Annotated in this window: 16 protein-coding genes; 10 read left to right on the top strand and 6 right to left on the bottom strand. The window is 66.8% G+C overall.

Features of this window, described 5'->3' with window-relative positions; all coding sequences use genetic code 11:
* Nucleotides 1–7 precede the first annotated feature (7 nt).
* Nucleotides 8–1,492 (bottom strand): amino acid permease, encoded by a 1,485-nt coding sequence (locus tag A605_RS14065; protein ID WP_015402177.1) that lies wholly within the window; start codon nucleotides 1,490–1,492, stop codon nucleotides 8–10.
* Entirely contained in the window at nucleotides 1,489–2,844 is a 1,356-nt protein-coding gene (locus A605_RS14060; protein WP_015402176.1) for a Glu/Leu/Phe/Val dehydrogenase family protein, read from the bottom strand. The genes A605_RS14065 and A605_RS14060 overlap by 4 nt, the downstream gene beginning before the upstream one ends.
* Before the next feature lie 131 nt (nucleotides 2,845–2,975).
* Between A605_RS14060 and A605_RS14055 the strand changes: the two genes are divergently transcribed.
* Both A605_RS14055 and leuS read left to right on the top strand, forming a co-directional pair.
* Complete coding sequence (locus tag A605_RS14055) at nucleotides 2,976–4,247, top strand: helix-turn-helix domain-containing protein (protein WP_081602149.1); 1,272 nt, start codon at nucleotides 2,976–2,978, stop codon at nucleotides 4,245–4,247.
* 76 nt (nucleotides 4,248–4,323) lie between these two features.
* Nucleotides 4,324–7,176 carry a leucine--tRNA ligase gene (leuS, locus tag A605_RS14050; protein WP_015402174.1) on the top strand — a complete coding sequence of 951 codons (2,853 nt, stop codon included), beginning with the start codon at nucleotides 4,324–4,326 and terminating at the stop codon, nucleotides 7,174–7,176.
* Between the two features lie 43 nt (nucleotides 7,177–7,219).
* Here the strand turns inward: leuS and A605_RS14045 are convergent, their stop codons facing one another.
* The 4 genes from A605_RS14045 to A605_RS14030 form a co-directional block, all read right to left on the bottom strand.
* Nucleotides 7,220–8,629 carry an HNH endonuclease gene (locus A605_RS14045; protein WP_015402173.1) on the bottom strand — a complete coding sequence of 470 codons (1,410 nt, stop codon included), beginning with the start codon at nucleotides 8,627–8,629 and terminating at the stop codon, nucleotides 7,220–7,222.
* A 171-nt stretch (nucleotides 8,630–8,800) separates the two neighbouring features.
* A complete protein-coding gene (locus A605_RS14040; protein WP_149029452.1) occupies nucleotides 8,801–9,298 on the bottom strand; it encodes a hypothetical protein in 498 nt (165 codons plus the stop codon).
* Between the two features lie 73 nt (nucleotides 9,299–9,371).
* The gene (locus tag A605_RS14035; RefSeq protein WP_015402171.1) at nucleotides 9,372–10,361 is read right to left on the bottom strand and encodes an MDR family oxidoreductase; all 990 of its coding nucleotides are present in this window, start codon (nucleotides 10,359–10,361) and stop codon (nucleotides 9,372–9,374) included.
* Complete coding sequence (locus A605_RS14030) at nucleotides 10,358–11,293, bottom strand: LysR family transcriptional regulator (RefSeq protein ID WP_015402170.1); 936 nt, start codon at nucleotides 11,291–11,293, stop codon at nucleotides 10,358–10,360. Before A605_RS14030 ends, A605_RS14035 begins: the two co-directional genes overlap by 4 nt.
* A 121-nt stretch (nucleotides 11,294–11,414) precedes the next feature.
* Here A605_RS14030 and A605_RS14025 point away from each other — a divergent pair, with 121 nt between their 5' ends.
* The 8 genes from A605_RS14025 to A605_RS13990 all read left to right on the top strand — a co-directional run bounded on the left by A605_RS14025 (nucleotide 11,415) and on the right by A605_RS13990 (nucleotide 17,662).
* Nucleotides 11,415–12,443: an MBL fold metallo-hydrolase gene (locus tag A605_RS14025; RefSeq protein WP_034990806.1), complete on the top strand. Its 1,029-nt coding sequence runs from the start codon at nucleotides 11,415–11,417 to the stop codon at nucleotides 12,441–12,443.
* 24 nt (nucleotides 12,444–12,467) lie between these two features.
* Complete coding sequence (locus A605_RS14020) at nucleotides 12,468–13,454, top strand: Bug family tripartite tricarboxylate transporter substrate binding protein (protein WP_149029451.1); 987 nt, start codon at nucleotides 12,468–12,470, stop codon at nucleotides 13,452–13,454.
* Complete coding sequence (locus A605_RS14015) at nucleotides 13,451–14,041, top strand: tripartite tricarboxylate transporter TctB family protein (protein WP_015402167.1); 591 nt, start codon at nucleotides 13,451–13,453, stop codon at nucleotides 14,039–14,041. The genes A605_RS14020 and A605_RS14015 overlap by 4 nt, the downstream gene beginning before the upstream one ends.
* A 37-nt stretch (nucleotides 14,042–14,078) precedes the next feature.
* Nucleotides 14,079–15,602, top strand: coding sequence for a tripartite tricarboxylate transporter permease (locus tag A605_RS14010; RefSeq protein ID WP_015402166.1), 1,524 nt, complete (start codon nucleotides 14,079–14,081; stop codon nucleotides 15,600–15,602).
* A 12-nt stretch (nucleotides 15,603–15,614) separates the two neighbouring features.
* Entirely contained in the window at nucleotides 15,615–16,046 is a 432-nt protein-coding gene (locus A605_RS14005) for a YidH family protein (RefSeq protein ID WP_015402165.1), read from the top strand.
* Nucleotides 16,043–16,381 (top strand): DUF202 domain-containing protein, encoded by a 339-nt coding sequence (locus A605_RS14000; RefSeq protein WP_015402164.1) that lies wholly within the window; start codon nucleotides 16,043–16,045, stop codon nucleotides 16,379–16,381. Before A605_RS14005 ends, A605_RS14000 begins: the two co-directional genes overlap by 4 nt.
* Nucleotides 16,382–16,508: 127 nt before the next feature.
* Entirely contained in the window at nucleotides 16,509–17,048 is a 540-nt protein-coding gene (locus A605_RS13995; protein WP_034990843.1) for a VanZ family protein, read from the top strand.
* A gap of 65 nt (nucleotides 17,049–17,113) precedes the next feature.
* Nucleotides 17,114–17,662 carry a VanZ family protein gene (locus A605_RS13990; RefSeq protein ID WP_015402162.1) on the top strand — a complete coding sequence of 183 codons (549 nt, stop codon included), beginning with the start codon at nucleotides 17,114–17,116 and terminating at the stop codon, nucleotides 17,660–17,662.
* The last annotated feature ends 13 nt before the right edge of the window (nucleotides 17,663–17,675 follow it).

The following is a 17,675-nucleotide window of genomic DNA, read 5'->3' as shown; positions in this document are numbered from 1 at the left end:
TCACCGATCAAATTTCCCGTTGTGTGGTAATAAGGTTATCATCTGGTGAGAGCTTGTCATGTCCGTTGCGGCGCTGGTGGACACACTGCCCGAGCCAGATGACCGCCAGGGTGAGCACCCAGGCCGGCAGGGCGAACAACGCGATCCGGTAGTCCGGCAGGAAGGCCATCAGTGTCAGAAGCAGGGCGAAGAACGCCAGGCAACCGTAATTGGCGATCGGGAAGAACGGCGCCCGGTAGGTGGAGGTCTGGCCCGCCCGGCGCAGCTGCTTCCGGAAGCCCAGGTGGGCCAGGGCGATGGCGGACCAGGAGATGATTTCCGCCCCCAGGATGATGGCCATCAGCGCAAACAGCAGTTGGCCCTCGAAGAGGAAGTTCAGCAGCACCGCCACGCCCATCAGTCCGGAGTTGAACAGCAGGGCGCGCAGCGGCAGCCCCCGCTTGGTGGTGCGGGCGAAGAAGGGCGGGGCCTGGCCGTTGAGGGCCAGATCGCGCAGCATGCGGCCACCGGAGTAGGTCATGTTGTTGAACACCGACAGGGCCGCGGACAGCACCACCACGTTGAGGATGACGGCGGCGCCGCCGATACCCAGGCCCATCAGGATGCGGACGAAGGGGCTGGAGTCGGCGTCGATGTCATTCCAGGGCCAGAGCAGCAGCATGATGCCCACACCGCCGACGTAGAAGACGATGATGCGGTAGATGACGCTGTTGATGGCCTTCGGGATGTTGCGGGAGGGGTTTTCCACCTCGCCGGCCGCGGTGCCGATCGAGACGGTGCCGCCGAAGGTGAAGGTCACCGCGACCAGGGAGAGCATGAACCCGCCGAGGCCGGTGGGTGCGAAGCCGCCGTGCTCCCAGAGGTTGGAGAAGCCGATGGCCGGGTCGGGGCCGATGCCGAAGACCAGGCACAGGCCGAGCACGATCATGGCGACCAACGCGACGACCTTGATCATGGACATCCAGAACTCCACCTCGCCGAAGGCTCCGACGTGGATGAGGTTGATGCCGGTGATCACCACCAGCGCGACCAGCGCGGTGATCCAGTGCGGCAGGCCGGGGAACCAGAAGTCCATGAACACCCCGGCCGCGGTCAGTTCCAGCATGCCGACCACGATGCAGGTGAACCACCAGTTCCAGCCGGTGATGAACCCGGCCACCGGACCGATGAACTTGCGGGCGTAGTAGGCGAAGGAGCCGGAGACCGGGTGTATCACCGCCATCTCACCGAGCATGCGCATGATCAGGAAGATCATGGCACCGGCCACGGCGAAGGCCAGCAGCACCGCCGGGCCCGCCAGCTGGATGCTGGCGCCCGAACCCAGGAACAGGCCGGTGCCGATGGACGAACCCAGGGCGATCAGCTGCAGGTGACGGGCCTTCAGGCCGCGCTTGAGCCCGTTGTCCTGCGTGGACGGCGTCTGGAGGTGCGCTGCAGGTGCCGCCGTGTCCGCCGGTGTCCGGGCGGGAGTGGAGGTCAGCTGATCGGTCATGCGGGCACCGCAACCTCAAGCTCGGGAAACAGCAGCTCGGTGCACTGCCGGTAGGCGTTGGCCGTCGGGGTGATCCCCAGTTCGCGGGCCTGCTCCAGGTTCTCGCGGGTCTTGCGCGGCACGGTGCTCATCACGCGCTCCCGCAGGCTCTCCGGGGAGGAGTCGGCGCCGTTGAGGTATTCCTCGGCGCCACCCATCACGCCGCCGGTGTTGTGCCACCACTCGGTCTGGAAGAGAATCCCGCGGTCGGCCAGCAGCTGGGCCAGCCGCAGCTCCTCGGCCTGGTTGGTGGCTCTGATCTGGTTGTTGGCCGGACCGAAGACGTAAGCGTAACGCAGCTGATTGATGGTCTCTTCGTCGAGGATCCCGCCGATCGCGGACGGGCACAGGATATCCGCCTCGAAGCTGAGGACCTCGTCGACCCCGATCGCGTTGATCTCCACGTCCGGGTGTGCGGCGCGCAGGGCGGCGACCCGCTCTGGGTTGAGGTCGGAGACGGTGAGTGCGGCACCGGCGTCGATCAGGTGGGCGGCCAGGTACCAGCCCACCGCGCCCAGCCCCATGATCACGGCGGACTTGCCGCGTAGGTCGTCGCTGCCCTCCTGGAACCGCACCGCCTCCTTCAGGGCGAGGTAGGAACCGAGGGCCGTCGGGGTGCCGCTCTCCCCGATCGGGGAGCTGGGGCCGTTGGTGAACTGGCTCGAGAAGTGCTCGTTCATCACGTCCGCCACGGCGGTGTCGAGGCTCATGTCCGGGCTGGTCATCGTCCGGCAGCGATCGATGGCGAAGGCCAGGAAACCGAGGGTCTCCAGGTCGTCGAGCTCCGGTTCGTCCATGTGCACGGTGGTCTTGCAGCCGCCGAAGTTCAGGCCGGCCGCGATGTTCTTGAAGCTCATGGCCCGGCCCAGGTTGAGACCGTCGATGATGACGTCGATCTCCGGGGTCTCCGGGTCGTGGCGACGGGTGCCGCCGGCCATGATGGCGTGGTGCCTGTTCCGCAGCCCGAGCGTGCGGCTGTGCTGGTGACACATGAAACGGATATTCCTGCCACGGTGGAAGTAGACCTCGATGCCCTCGTGGCGGCCCTGGCGCAGCAGGTCCAGGATCTCCTCCAGGTACCCGCTGAGGCCATACTCGGCGAAGAGGGCATGGACCTGCCCGGTACCGAGGCTCACCGGGTCCGGGGTCAGCGTGGTGTGGGCGGTGAAGTCCTGGTTGTACCGCGAGAAGTCCAGTTCCTCGTCCCATTCCCGTGCCGCGTGGAGCGTCTGCTCATCAGTGCGCCAGTTGTACTGCAGTTTCAGGGTGGTCAGGCCGGCCTGCTCCAGCGGGGTGAAGATGCTGTTGTCCACGCGGACTCCTTGAGGTGGGGATGGTGGCATGACCCCGAAATAGTGTGATCGGCGTCATGATTACAGGACTTAATGGTGGTGCATCACTGTGGGGGTTGTCACTGGCCGAAAGTTGAGGATAATTTCGACGTATGTCGAAAAATCGCGGTGGCGCAGCTGAAAACCTCAGCCGGATTCAGTCACTGATGGACGACCTGGCCCACCGGCTGGGCAGGTCCGTGGAGGTGGACACCCCTTCCTTTGAGGTGGTGTGCGCCAGTGCCCAGATCGGGGCGATCGATGATCGTCGGATCGCCTCCATCATCCACCGCTCCCCGCCCCCGGAACCCGTCCCCTGGATACTGAGCCACGGAATTCAGGACGCCGTGGCGCCGGTGAGACTGCCGGCCAACCCCGAATTCGAGATGCTGCCCAGGGTGTGCTTCCCGGTACGCCGCAGCGGGAAGCTCTGTGCCTACCTGTGGTTGTTCGATGAACCCCGCATGACGGACACGGAAATTGCGCGGGTCACCGGGTTCATTGAGCCGCTGGCCCGTCTCTTCGCCCACGATGACGGCGGACTCCATGACCGCGCGGAAGAACTTGGTGCGCTGGCCGCGGAGATCCTGGGCGGCGCGGAAGACTCCGTGGTTACCGCCCTGGATGGCGGGTACCTGCCGGATGATGGCCGACTCACCGTGCATGTCGTCCGACTCGGTGAGACGGTTGCCGACGCCGCGGACCCACCGGAGGGCTCCTCGGCCCGGCGCCTCCAGCTCGAGCTGAGCAGGTTGCACCGCAGCAGGCCCTTCCTGGTCACCGCCGAGGCCGGCGCCGTGATGGTGGTCGAACGCAGCAGATCGATCGTGGACACCGACAAGGTGCTCGATGAGGTTCGCCGGGCCGCGATCGTCAGCGCGGTGGACATCGAGGCCATCGGCTCCGCAGGTATCAATGAGCTGGGCAGGGCCCGCACCGCGGTGCGCCGGGCACGTTTCCTGTCCGATGTGGCGGCACTTCCCGGTTGGCGGTCCAGGCAACTGTCCTGGGAGGACGCGGGGGCCTGGCGATTGCTCATCGGTTGGGAGTTCAACGAGGCCAGCGTGCACGCCATCAGCGATGATGCGTCCCGGTTGCTTCTGGCGGGCAACCGGAGCTACTGGTCGACGGTCCTGACCTATCTGGACAATGCGCGCAACTCCACCGTGACCAGCCGACAGCTGTTCATTCACCGCGCGACCCTGCACTACCGGCTGGAACGCGCCCGGGAGATCATCGGTGACGACGCCCTCGAGGACGGCTGGCGGGCGGCGGCCCTGCAGATCGCGCTGCGGCTGCATGCCGCGCTGGGCGAGGGCCGAGCCGAGGGTTCGACGTCCGGGGCGGGGCTGCCGGGAAGCGGTAGTATCCCGCGGCGTCGATGAGCGGTGGCTTTTCCTGCCATTCCTGGCCTCCGGCCCACCACGGCGATGTCTGCCCCACCTACTACACTGCTAAGGCATGACGACTCCGAGCGAAACCCCGGAACACCGCTACACGCCGCAGCTGGCCAACCGGATTGAACGGGACTGGCAGCAGTACTGGACCGACAACGGCACCTTCAACGCGCCGAACCCGGTCGGCGACCTCGCCCCGGAAAGCGGCGAGCTGCTGCCGGAGGACAAGCTCTTCGTCCAGGACATGTTCCCCTACCCCTCCGGGTCGGGTCTGCACGTGGGCCATCCGCTGGGTTATATCGCCACGGACGTCTTCGCCCGCTTCAACCGCATGCTCGGCAAGAACGTGCTGCACACCCTGGGCTACGACTCCTTCGGCCTGCCGGCGGAGCAGTACGCCATCCAGACGGGCACGCACCCGCGCACCACGACGATGGCGAATATCGAGAACATGCGTCGCCAGCTGGGGGCCCTGGGTCTCGGGCACGACCAGCGCCGCTCCGTGGCCACCACCGACCCGGAGTTCTACCGGTGGACCCAGTGGATCTTCCTGCAGATCTACAACGCCTGGTTCGACGAGGACCAGCAGAAGGCGCGTCGTATCGACGAGCTCATCCCGCTGCTGGAGTCCGGTGAGCTGAGCACCAAGGACGGCCGGAACTACAACGAGCTCGACCGGGTCGGCAAGGCCGAGGCCGTTGATGAGTTCCGGCTGGTCTACCGCTCCAACTCCACCGTGAACTGGTGCCCTGGCCTGGGCACCGTGCTGGCCAACGAGGAGGTCACCGCCGACGGCCGTTCGGAGCGCGGCAACTTCCCCGTCTTCCGCAAGAACCTCTCGCAGTGGATGATGCGCATCACCGCCTACTCGGACCGCCTCATCGACGACCTTGAGCTGCTCGACTGGCCGGAGAAGGTCAAGTCCATGCAGCGCAACTGGATCGGCCGCTCCCGGGGCGCCGAGGTGAACTTCCTGGCCCAGGGCGAGACCATCACCGTGTTCACCACCCGCCCGGACACCCTCTTCGGCGCGACCTACATGGTGCTGGCTCCTGAACACGAGCTGGTCGACACCCTCGTGGCCGGTGGCACCGGCACCTACGACGACGTCGATGAGCGCTGGACCTACGGCAGGGCGAACCCGGCCGAGGCCGTCGCCGCCTACCGCTCCGATATCGCCGCGAAGTCCGACCTGGAGCGTCAGGAGAACAAGGAGAAGACCGGTGTCTTTCTCGGCGCCTACGCCATCAACCCGGTCAACGGCGCGGAGATCCCGGTTTTCATCGCCGACTACGTGCTCACCGGCTACGGCACCGGCGCCATCATGGCCGTGCCCGCCCACGACACCCGCGACTACGAGTTCGCAGGCGTCTTCGGCCTGCCGATCCGCGAGGTCGTCTCCGGTGGAAACGTCGCCGAGGAGGCCTGGACCGGCGACGGCACCCTGGTCAACTCCGTCAATGACCAGAGTCTCGACATCAACGGCCTGAACAAGGCCGAGGCCATCGAGCGCACCATCGAATGGCTGATGGACAGCGAGATGGGCGTGGAGAAGATCCAGTACAAGCTGCGCGACTGGCTCTTCGCCCGCCAGCGCTACTGGGGCGAGCCCTTCCCCGTCGTCTACGACGAGGACGGCCTGGCCCATGCCCTGCCGGATTCCATGCTGCCCGTGGAGCTGCCCGAGGTGGAGGACTACAAGCCGGTCTCCTTCGATCCGGACGACGCCGACTCCGAGCCGCAGCCTCCGTTGGCCAAGGCCCGCGAGTGGGTCGAGGTCGAACTCGACCTGGGTGAGGGCAGGCAGAAGTACTACCGCGACACCAACGTCATGCCGCAGTGGGCCGGTTCCTCCTGGTACCAGCTGCGCTACATCGACCCGACCAATGACGATCAGCTCTGCAACCTGGAGAACGAGCGCTACTGGACCGGCCCGCGCCCGGAGAAGCACGGCGCCAACGACCCTGGCGGCGTCGACCTGTACGTCGGCGGTGTCGAGCACGCCGTACTGCACCTGCTGTACTCGCGCTTCTGGCATAAGGTGCTCTTCGATCTGGGGCACGTGACCTCGAAGGAGCCCTACCGCCGCCTGTACAACCAGGGCTATATCCAGGCCTACGCCTACACGGACGCCCGCGGCGTCTACGTTCCGGCCGCCGAGGTCGAGGAGCGTGACGGCAGGTTCTACTTCGAGGGCGAGGAGGTCAATCAGGAGTACGGCAAGATGGGCAAGTCCCTGAAGAATGCCGTGGCCCCGGACGAGATCGCCGAGAACTTCGGCGCCGACACCCTGCGCGTCTACGAAATGTCCATGGGCCCGCTGGACACCTCCCGGCCCTGGGCGACGAAGGATGTCATCGGCGCGCAGCGCTTCCTGCAGCGACTGTGGCGCCTGATCGTCGATGAGAACACCGGTGAGGTGCTCACCACCGACGCCGCGCTGACCGACGAGGACAGCAAGCAGCTGCACCGCACCGTCGCGGGCGTGCGCGACGACTACACGCACCTGCGCGTCAACACGGTGGTGGCCAAGCTCATCGAGTACGTCAACTACCTGACCAAGACCTACCCGGATGCCATCCCGGCCGCCGCCGTCGAGCCCCTGGTGATCATGGTCGCCCCGGTCGCCCCGCACATTGCCGAGGAACTGTGGAAGCGCCTCGGCCACGAGGAGACCATCACCTTCGCCGAGTTCCCCACCTTTGACGAGAAGTGGCTGGTCGACGATGAGATCGAGCTGCCCGTGCAGGTCAACGGCAAGGTCCGCGGCCGCGTGACCGTGCCTGCCGACGCCGCACAGGACGATATCGTCGCCGCCGCCCTGGCCGACGAGAAGGTCGCCGCCCATATCGAGGGTAAGAACGTGGTCAAGCAGATCGTCGTGCCCGGGCGCATGGTCAACCTGGTGGTGAAGTAGGCCGATCGGTTCCCGGAGTGCGCAGCTGCGCACTTTTGGGGTGTTATCCGGTGCCTCGGCCGTTGTCGGTGTCGGGGTCGTCGAAGGAGTCGGTGCTGTCCCAGACCTGGCGGTGGTGCTCGTCGCCGCGGGGGACGGGGCCGTCGGTGTAGTCGTCTGCCCAGATTCCCATCTGCTCGTTGCGGACGGGCAGTTCCCGGGCGGTGGAGGTGTGGGACTGGCCTCCGGGGAGGCGGAAGCGCAGTAGCTGGGGGTTGATCTCGTCGGCGTGGATGGTCATTTTCCCTGCGGTGACCAGGGCGTGGCAGCCGGAACACAGTGGGATGAGGTTGTCGAGATCGGTGGTGCCGCCGGAGGCCCAGTCGGTGATGTGGTGGAATTCCAGGAACCGTGAGTGGCAGCATCCCGGGGTGGCGCAGCGGTAGCCCCAGCGGGTGAGCAGGGCTTTTTCCAGTGCCGGGGAGGCCAGGCGGGCGGATCGGCTGAGTTTGAGGTGCAGGCCGTTGTTGTCCAGCAGGTGGTAGCGGATGTCGCCGTTGAGGATGCTGCGCAGCAGTGCGGCGGTCTCTGCTCCGAAGCGGTCGGGGATCACGACCCTTCCGTCGAGGGTCACCAGGACGTTGACCTGCGCGCCTGGGGCGCGGACCGTGCTCACCGGGTGGGTGCGCACCATGTTGATCACCGCGAGGAACGCCGATAACAGGCTGGTGCTCAGTGGCGCTCCGAAGCGGGTGCGTGCCCCGTCCTTCTGGTCGCCCGCGGTGTCCGTCCCGTCCTGCCCGGTCATCTGTTCGGAGGTGATCTGTTGTTCGGTGTCTTGTCGGGCGGTCGTGATCTCCGCGTCGAGTGCCTCCGGGTTGTTGAGTACCTCGGGGTCGATGTTGGTCAGGTCGCGTAGGTAGGCCAGTTCGCCGGTTTTCAGGGCGGCGAGGAATTCGGCTCCGTGGTCGGCGTCCAGGGATCCCCAGAAGTTCAGGCCCCCGGTGTCCTCGTCGATGACCACGCGGAGGCAATTACCCCGGGCCTTTTTGCCGCCGCTGCGGGGTCGGCCGGCCAGGGCCTGCTCCAACTCGGTCAGGCAGTGCTGGAGGGCCAACTCGACCAGCTCATCTTCGTTGGAGTGGGTGAGGTAGCGCAGGAGCAGGCGGATTTTGGAGTAGGACAGTCGGCCGGTGAGGAATTCGGCGGTGACCTGGTGGAAGGCCCGTAGTTTTGTGCCGATTCCGAGGTATTCGTAGGCGGTGCGGCGGGCGAGGTCGTGGTGGCGCATCAGCCAGGTGACGGTGTTGGGTGCTCCGTGTTTTTTGGCGAGGTTGCGGTCGTGGAATTCGGCCAGTGACACGATGAAGCGGGCCTGGTGGCGGGTCAGGGTGTGGTGGGTGGTGTGGATGGCATCGATCAGGTCGGTGTCGGGTAGGTCGGTGATCTCGGTGAGCATCGGCTTCTCCCCCATGGAGTCGAATTACTGTTCGATCATCTGGAAGCTAGCACCCGCTCTGGACACAACTGTCCCGCCTACCCCCGAACGGGTAAAGCTGCACGTCAACGAGCTGGGGAGTGCGCAGCTGCGCACTCTGTCAGCGCTTTCCGACGCCTTGCGCCCCCAGACGCTGATCGGCCGTTCCTACTCTTCACACAGGAGTGCGTTCTCCAGGAAGTAGGCCGGCGCCCCGTTGTCGATCAGCCGTTCCCGGTCGTAGCACTCGAAACCGGTGTGGGACGTGCCGTCCGCCTCGTAGGGGGTCCAGGTGCCGTCGAGCCAGCGGAAGATCACCACGTGGTCGGATTGCGCGGCTCCTGCACGGGCCCACTGGGTGTCGCAGTAGAGCACTATGTCCACGAACTCCGAGCCGGACCGTTGGAAAGCCGCGGAATCGCAGACGTCCACGGGCTGTGTCGTCGGAGATCCGCTGGTCGTCGGAGACTCGCTCGTCGGCGTCGTCGAGTTCGTCACCGGGCCAGAGGTCTCTGGGCTTTCGGCGGCCACGGTGGACGTCACCACGGACGTCACCGTCCCAGGCTCCGGTTCCCCCGGCTGCGTGCAGGCCGCGAGCGCCACGGCCGCACCTCCGACGCCGAGACTGGCCACCATCCGTTTCACTGTCCAGGACATTTCAGTCACCAGTCCTTGTGTTCAGGTGAGTGCCAGTAGACCAGAATCGCTGTCCCGTCGCAGCGGATTACGGAACCTGTTCTCAGCCCCGCACATCCACGACGGTGCGCCCGTGGCTTCGTCCCGCCATCAGATCCGCGCCGGCGGCCGCGACGTCGGCAAGCGTCACCGTGGAGGTCATGGCCTCCAGCACATCGGTGTCGAGGTGTTCGGCTAGCGTCGCCCAGGCGCGTTCGCGCAGTTCGAGCGGGGCGTCGACCGAGTTGATGCCCACCAACTTCACGCCGCGGAGGATGAAGGGCAGCACCGTGCCCTGCAGATCGGGGCCCTGGGCCAGGCCACAGGCGGTCACCGTACCGCCCCACCGGGTCTGCGCGAGCGCGTTGACCAGTGTGTGGGAGCCGACGGCGTCGACCACGCCCGCCCACCGGGACTTCTGCAGCGGCTTGCCCTGCTCGGAGAGCTCGGCGCGGTCGATGACCTCCGCCGCGCCCAGCTCGCGCAGGTAGTCGCCGTGCTCCTCGACACGGCCGGTGGAGGCGGCGGCCGTGTAGCCCAGCCGTTTGAGCAGGTGGATGGCCACGGAGCCGACGCCGCCGGTGGCGCCGGTGACCAGGATGTCCCCGTCCCCGGGTTCGACGCCCTGCTCACGCAGCGCGTCCACGCTCAGCGCCGCGGTGAACCCGGCGGTGCCGATCGCGGCTGCCTGCCGCGCGGAGAACGCGGCCGGCAACGCGACCGTCGATTCGGAGGGGATGCGCTGCTGTGTGGCGTAGCCACCGTGGCGGAACTCGCCGAGACCGGCGCCGTTGATGACGACCTCGTCACCGGTATTGAAGCGCTCCGAGTCGGACTCCACGACGGTGCCCACGGCGTCGATGCCCGGCACGAGCGGGAGTGTGCGAGCCACGCCTTTGTCGCCCCGCAGGGCCATGGCGTCCTTGTAGTTCAGGGAGGAGTAGGTGACATCGATGAGCAGGTCCCCCTCGCCGAGGTGGAGTTCATCGGTCAGGGTGGTGTTCACGGAATCGTCGGTGTCGTCGGACTTGTTCACAATGAGGCTGCGGTTCATGCCCCCACGATAGATGCACCCGGCGGGTTGAGGGTGGTGGTCGAGTGTTGCCGCAGGATATCGACGACCGCCCGGTGCGCCGGTCCCACCGGCACGTCCTCCGCGACGCAGGCGACGACGGCCTGTGGGGGAAGGTCGCCGGTCAGTGGTACCGCCGCCAGGGGGCGCCCCTCGCTGGAGATGAAGGACAGCCCGGGGCTGACCACCGGGCTGACCGCCAGATTCCGGCCGATGAGGTTCTTGATCACATCCGTGCTGGTGGTGCGCCAGCGGATGGCGTGCGCCACGCCGTGGCGCTCCAGGAGCTCGGTGAGCAGTTCGGAGACCGGGTACAGCGCGTTGATGATGATGTCCTCGTCCGCCAGTTCCGCGAGACGGGCGCTCCGGCGATCGGCCAGACGGTGCTCCGTGGACACGATCGCCCGCAGTTGAACTGGGGCGATGGGGATCATCTGGACACCCGGCTTCACGTGGTTCTGGAAACCGATGAGGATGTCGAGGGTGCCGTGGCGTAGCCCTTCGTGGAGGGTCTCGTAGTCGGATTCGAGCAACTCGATCGTGACTCCGGGATGGTGGCGGGAGAACTCGGCGATGATCGGGGGCACCGCCCACCCGGACAAGGTGGGGAATGAACCGATCCGCAGGGTCGGCTTCATCCGCTCGGCTGCGGCGTCGATGAGCAGCGGAAGACGGTCGACCGAATGCAGCACCTCCCGCGCGTGCCGGACGATCTCCCCGCCGATGACCGTGAGGGCGACGCCTTTCGACCGTTGTCGGCGGGTCAGGGTCGCCCCCAGGGTCCGTTCGAGATCGTCCAGCGCCTGCCCCACGGCCACCGGGGAGACGTGGCAGCGGGCGGCCCCTCTGCTGATGGAGCCCTCCTCGGCCACGGCCACCAGGTACTCGAGCTGGCGGAGCGTCACGTCCTTCATAAGCGGAACTGTACAACTTCCACACTAAAAACAAGCTCGCTTTTGTTAACTGGCGTTGCATTCCGTCCTAAGGTGCTGTGTGTCACAAAAGCTTTCATGGCAAACGGAAAGGCGGGACACCATGAGTCCAGACCCCACTCCACGAGTCATCACCCTCGGCACCGGGGGTGGCCCGAGAATCTGGTTGAACGCGGACCAGGCCACCGCTCCACGCTGCGGCATCGCCACCGCCGTCGTGGTCGGCGACCGCTGGTACCTCATCGACGCCGGCCACGGGACCTTCACGCAGATCAAACGCGCCGGGCTCGACATCTCGGACCTGGCAGGCATCTTCATCACCCACCTGCACTCCGACCACATCATCGACCTCAACTCGGTCACCATCTTCGGCATGTTCGACCTCGCCGGACAGCTCCCGGAAATCCCGATCTACGGCCCCGGGGACCGTCAGGTGCTCCCGCAGATCTCTCCCCGCGCCCAGGTTCCCGTGGAGCCGATCTTCCCGGGTAACCCCACCCCGGGAATCGCTGGCCTGTTCACCGCGCTCATGCAGGCGCACGCCACGGACCTCAACGACCGCATCATCGACGCCCTGCGGCCCTCCCCACTCGACGTCTGGCAGCCCCGGAACATCGTCATCCCGCCGGAGGTGGGCTTTCACGCCAACGACAACCCCTTCCCCGACGTGGCCCCCTGGGTCATCCACGAGGACGACCGCGTCCGCGTCAGCGCCACCCTGGTCGTCCACCCGCCGATCGCCCCGGCCTTCGCCTTCCGCTTCGATACCGAGGCGGGCAGCGTGACGATCTCCGGCGACACCCGTCCCAGCGACAACCTCGTCACTCTCGCGGAGAACACCGACCTGCTTCTGCACGAGGCCATCGACTTCGACTGGGTGCACGCCGCCTACCCGGGCCGCAACGAGATGGAGCGCGCCTCCGTCGACCATCACCGCAAGTCGCACACCAGCCCGACGGAGGCCGGCGAGATCGCCACCCGCGCGAACGCCCGACGTCTCGCCCTGCACCACGTCGTCCCCGGCAACACCCCGCGGGCCGTCCTCGAGACGGCCGGCACCACCTTCGACGGTGGCGTCCTCGTCCCCGACGACCTCGACGACATCGCGCTCAGCGTGCTCGGCGTCCACTGACCGGCACCAGAGAGGAGAACACCCGTGGAAAACACCAGGCAACGCACACCGATGGTCCGGGCCGTTGTGGCCGTCATCGCCCTCGCCGGCCTGCTGCTCAGTGGCTGCCAGGCCGCCGCCAACACCGCGGACTACCCGAACAAACGGGTCCAGCTGCTCGTCGGATACGGGGCAGGTGGAGCGAACGACACCACCGCCCGATCCTTCGGCCAGGCCTTCGAGGAGGTCAGCGGCGGGACCATGCTCGTGGTCAACCGCCCGGGCGCCGGCGGCATCATCGCCGCGACGGAGGCCATGGTCGAGGCCGCCGACGGCCACCGCCTCTTCCTTGCCCCGATTGCCGCCTTCACCTCTGCCCCGCTGATGCAGGAGGTGCGCTACGGCGACGATGACTTCCGTTCCTTCGCCGTACTCACCGAACAGCCGCTGGTCCTGGTGGCCCCGGCGGATTCGCCCTACGAGACGATCGAGGATCTCGCGGGGGCCACCGGCACCGTCACCCACACCTCCTTCGGCGAGGGGCACATGACCCAGCTGGTCGCCGGCGAGGTGCTCAACGCGCTCGGGGTGGACTCCCAGGCCATCCCCTTCGACGGTTCCCCCGCCGCGGTCCAGTCGGTGGCCAACGGCGAGTCCGATCTCGGCGTCATCGACATCACCAGTGCCCGGCCCCGGGTCCAGGCCGGCGACCTGAAGGCGTTGGCCGTCACCGGACCGGTCCGGGTGAAAGGGCTCGAGGACGTGCCCACCATCACCGAGGCGGGTTTCCCGGAGGCCGACTACGTCGTCTCCCAGGCGCTGGTCGGTCCCGCCGACATCCCCGACGACGTCGCCGCGCAGATCGAGGCCCTGGCGGCGGAGGCTGTGAAGCAACCCGTCTTCCAGGACTATCTGGAGACCACCGGCAGCCACCTGCCCAAACAGCCCGGGCCGGAATGGATGACCGGCTACGTGCCCATGGAGAGGGCCCGCACCGAAGATTCCTACGACAAGTTGGGAGTGGAACGATGACCCGCCTGGACAACGCCACCGAGACCGCCGTCGACCCGACGGACGGGATTACTCAGCCGCCCACCGAAGAGCCCATCCCGCACCCCGACGACCCGTCCCTGGACGAATCCGTCACCGGATCCGCCGAGCACGCCGGGAAACGTGCCCCGGTCGTCGCCGAGTGGGTCACCTGCGCGGCGATCGCCGTGGTCGCCGTGATCGTGATGGTCCAGATGCTCAGTCTCGGACTCGGCACGATCTCCCAGCCCGAGGCCGGTCTGTGGCCCATGATCATCGCCGCGGTCATCCTCACCGCGGTTCCCTTCGCGGTGCTGGACAAGACGACCTCGGAGCCGTACCGCATGAGTTCCGTGGGGCGGCCCGCCCTCATGGCGGTCGCTCTGCTGGCCTTCGTCCCCCTCTACCCGCTCCTCGGATTCCTCCCGGCCACCTTCCTCATGATGTTCGTCATCATCCGGTGGGTCTGCCACGAGAGCATGCGGGCCTGTCTCATCGTCAGTACCGCCACCCCGCTCATCGCCTACCTGCTCTTCGGCGTCATCTTCCAGGTCGCCATCAACCCGCTCCCCGCCTGGCTCGGCCTGTGACCCCGCCGATCCGGTCCCGACGCTGAAAGAAGAAGCCATGGACATCATTTCCAGTCTCGCAACCGGCTTTGAGGTGGCGTTCAGCCCGATCAACCTGTTCTACGTCACCCTCGGGGTGGTCGTCGGCACCGTCATCGGGCTCATCCCGGGTCTCGGCCCGGTCACCGCCATCGCGCTGCTGCTGCCGCTGACCTTCAACCTCGACGCCGCCACCGCCATCATGCTGCTCGCGGGCATCTACTACGGCTCCATGTACGGCGGCCGCATTCCCGCCATCCTGCTGCGTCTGCCCGGTGACGCCTCCTCGGTGGTCACGACCTTCGACGGCTATCCACTGGCGAAACAGGGTAAGGCGGGTTCCGCGCTCGGCCTGACCGCGATCGCCTCCTTCATCGGCGGCACCGTCGCCATCATCGGCCTGACCTTCCTCGCCCCCACCCTCGCCACGTTCGCCGCGGGCATCGGTGCCCCGGACCTGTTCGCCCTGGCGTTGATCGGCCTGCTCATGATCATCTTCATCGGGCAGGGATCCAAGGCCAAGGCGATGATCACCGGTGGCCTCGGCATCCTCGTCGCCTCCATCGGCCTCGATCCGATCAGCGGTGCGGAGCGGCTGACGTTCGGCTCACTCGACCTGCTCTCCGGCATCGACATCGTGGCCGTCGCCGTGGGGCTGTTCGGCATCGGTGAGACGCTGTACAACGCCGAGCACGGTTTCCATGCCGGCATGAAGAAGATGAAGCTCGACCGCACGCTTCCGTCGCGGGCGGACTGGCTGCTGTCCCGGATGGCCATCCTGCGCTCCTCCATTCTGGGATTCTTCGTCGGCGTCATTCCGGGCGGCGGCGGAACCGTTTCCTCGGTGCTGGCCTACGGCGTGGAGCGCAAGATCTCCAAGCGCCCGGAGAAGTTCGGCAAGGGCGCCATCGAGGGTCTGGCCGCCACCGAGACCGCGGACAACGCCTCCTCGAATTCAGCATTCATCCCGTTGCTGACCCTGGGTGTGCCCCCGAACCCGGTCCTCGCGCTGATCTTCGGTGCCCTGCTGCTGCAGAACATCACCCCGGGTCCCACGATGATCAACGAGCACCCGGAGGTCTTCTGGGGTGTGATCGCCTCGATGTACATCGGCAACATCCTGCTGCTGGCCCTCAACCTGCCGCTCATCCGGATCTTCGTCCAGGTGCTGCGCCTGCGGGGTTCCGTCATGGCCCCGATCATTCTCGTGGTCGCCATCTGCGGCGTGTTCAGCGTGCGCAACTCCCTGTTCGACGTCGCCGTGGCCATTGTGTTCGGCATCATCGGTTACCTGCTGCGCAAGGCCTCCTTCGATCTGGGGCCCTTCATCCTCGGATTCATCCTGGGCCCCATCCTCGAGGTGCAGTTCCGCCGCTCCATGCTCGTCTCCGACGGTGACTTCGGTGTCTTCCTCGACCGCCCGCTGTCGCTCGCGGTGATCCTGATCATCATGGCCGTCATCGTCCAGGGGGTGCTCACCAAGGTCCGTGCCCGACAGCGGAAGCTGCGCGAAGAGGCACACCCCGAGTCCGTCTACGTCTAGGCCCGGTCAACCATGAACGTACGTCTCACTGATTCCCACGCAAAGGACGTCGGCACCGGGCACGGTGCCGGAGCCGACGACGCCCGGCGGTCCTGGCTCGCCCGAACCCTCCTGCCGGAGGGCACCGAGCCGGATCCCCGCTTCACGCTGGCCAACGAGCGCACCTTCCTGGCCTGGACCCGTACCTCGCTGGCCTTCCTGGCCGGCGGCATCGCCCTGGAGGCCTTTCCCCTGCCGGAGGTCTCCGCCACGGCGCAGTCGGTCATCGCGGTGCTGGTCATCGCGGTCGGTCTGCTGATCTCGCTGGGGGCGGCGCTGCGTTGGCTCAAGGTCGAACGCGCCATGCGCACCGGCGAGCCCCTCCCGGTGCCCGCCATCGTCCCGTTGCTCTCCCTCGCGGCCGTCTGCGCCTGCGGGTTGACCATCTGGAGTCTGCTCTCATGACGTCCTTCGCCCGCCTCCACGATGATCCCGGTCTGCAGCCGGAGCGCACATCGCTCAGCTGGGCCAGGACCACCGTTGCCCTGGCCGTGGCCAGCGCCGTCCTGCTGCGCTGGGCGAATCACTTCCCCGTCGCGATCCACGCGCTCGTCGTCGTGATGGGGACCATGGCTCTGGCCATCTACCTGACACAACGCCGCCGCTACCGGCGGGCGGGCCTCGGTCTCGCCCATGGTCGGGTCGAGGCCAATGTCGGTTCCGTGGTCGCCGTGACTGTCGGCATGGTGTTGCTGGGTGTGGCGGGACTGGGGCTCATCTTGGTCGATGCCGTCCGTTAGGTCGGTCTCTGTTGTTTCGCGTGAGCGCGAGACAGGACGAGGACAAGCTGACACGAACCCGGTTCGGAGGTTGTCCACAGAAATGCTGGGTAGTCTCAGCCGGGTGAACAAGGGCATACCGCAGACAATCCCCGCCCGGCTGGTCTATCTCGTGACCGCCGGGCTCGTCGCCCTGACCATCCTGTTCCTGACCCTGCTCAAGAGCAGCTTCTCCATCGGCGGCCTCTGGAACGCGGCCGCCCACAACCGTCGCAGCATCGACCTCATCCCCTTCAACGGATTCATCGATCCGCCGGTCTGGTACGGGCCGATCACCAACACACTGGGCAATGCCGCCATGTTCGTCCCGGTCGGCGTCCTCGTGGTGCTGTTGTGGGGGACGGTCGCGCGCACCGACATCACCGCCCGCGCTTCCCGACGCCGCGTCCTCCTCCGCGTCGCGCTCATCGGTGGCATGGGCAGCCTCGCCATCGAGGTCGCCCAGTTCGTGTTCGCGCGGGGATACTCGGACGTCGACGACCTCATCCTCAACACCGCCGGTGCGACCCTGGGGGCGTGGCTGACGCTGCGCCTGAACGCGGAGGGGCGCCGCTACGTGCTCGGGCTGATCTGGGCGTCCTGCCTGGTGATCCTGGTGATGATGTTCGCCGGGGCGCTGTTCGACTGAGGTGACGGGCGCGATGTTTCACGTGAAACATCGCCAGTGATCATGCCCCGGTAATCTCGGCGGGCATGCCGACCCGCAGATCCCAACCCGCCCCCATCCTCATCGCCCTGGCCCTGGTGGTCTATTCAGCGGTGATGGTGGCGCTGACGATGCTCAAGGCCTTCTATGTCATCGGCCTGCTCTGGGACCCCGCCGAACAACGCAACCGCTCGCTCTCGCTGCTCCCGTTCAATGACTTCGTCGAGGCGGGCAGCTGGTTCGGCCCGCTCTTCGACTACCTGGGCAACCTCGCCTTCTTCGTCCCCTTCGGCGTGCTCGTCTACGTGCTGCTTGCCGACGCCCGCCGGCCCCTGCTGTGGGCGACCGGCTGCGGCCTCGTCTTCAGCTTGGGCGTGGAGACCGCGCAGTACGTTTTCGCACTGGGCTACTCCGACATCGACGACGTCATCATGAACACCCTCGGCGCGTTCCTGGGGGCGTTGGTGGCCCGGCTGCTCGGACCCCGGTTCTATCCCGTCTGGATCTGGCTGGCCCTGCTGCTGGGTGTGGTGTTCGCGGTGCTCGTCGGCCTGGGCGACCGGCTGGGGGATCCGGACCGGGTCGTGCAGGTGTAGCGGCGGCCGCAGG

It is taken from the genome of Corynebacterium halotolerans YIM 70093 = DSM 44683 (assembly GCF_000341345.1).
Classification (GTDB): domain Bacteria; phylum Actinomycetota; class Actinomycetes; order Mycobacteriales; family Mycobacteriaceae; genus Corynebacterium; species Corynebacterium halotolerans.
The sequence above is the reverse complement of the archived record's forward strand: the minus strand, read 5'-3'. Positions and strand labels throughout refer to the sequence as shown.

Excerpts from the sequence above, each read along its gene's own strand:
- A605_RS14065 (WP_015402177.1), bottom strand. The coding sequence starts at position 1,492 with ATGACCGATCAGCTGACCTCCACTCCCGCCCGGACACCGGCGGACACG.
- A605_RS14055 (WP_081602149.1), top strand. The coding sequence starts at position 2,976 with ATGTCGAAAAATCGCGGTGGCGCAGCTGAAAACCTCAGCCGGATTCAG.
- leuS (WP_015402174.1), top strand. The coding sequence starts at position 4,324 with ATGACGACTCCGAGCGAAACCCCGGAACACCGCTACACGCCGCAGCTG.
- A605_RS14045 (WP_015402173.1), bottom strand. The coding sequence starts at position 8,629 with ATGGGGGAGAAGCCGATGCTCACCGAGATCACCGACCTACCCGACACC.
- A605_RS14035 (WP_015402171.1), bottom strand. The coding sequence starts at position 10,361 with ATGAACCGCAGCCTCATTGTGAACAAGTCCGACGACACCGACGATTCC.
- A605_RS14030 (WP_015402170.1), bottom strand. The coding sequence starts at position 11,293 with ATGAAGGACGTGACGCTCCGCCAGCTCGAGTACCTGGTGGCCGTGGCC.
- A605_RS14025 (WP_034990806.1), top strand. The coding sequence starts at position 11,415 with ATGAGTCCAGACCCCACTCCACGAGTCATCACCCTCGGCACCGGGGGT.
- A605_RS14015 (WP_015402167.1), top strand. The coding sequence starts at position 13,451 with ATGACCCGCCTGGACAACGCCACCGAGACCGCCGTCGACCCGACGGAC.
- A605_RS14010 (WP_015402166.1), top strand. The coding sequence starts at position 14,079 with ATGGACATCATTTCCAGTCTCGCAACCGGCTTTGAGGTGGCGTTCAGC.
- A605_RS14005 (WP_015402165.1), top strand. The coding sequence starts at position 15,615 with ATGAACGTACGTCTCACTGATTCCCACGCAAAGGACGTCGGCACCGGG.
- A605_RS14000 (WP_015402164.1), top strand. The coding sequence starts at position 16,043 with ATGACGTCCTTCGCCCGCCTCCACGATGATCCCGGTCTGCAGCCGGAG.
- A605_RS13990 (WP_015402162.1), top strand. The coding sequence starts at position 17,114 with ATGCCGACCCGCAGATCCCAACCCGCCCCCATCCTCATCGCCCTGGCC.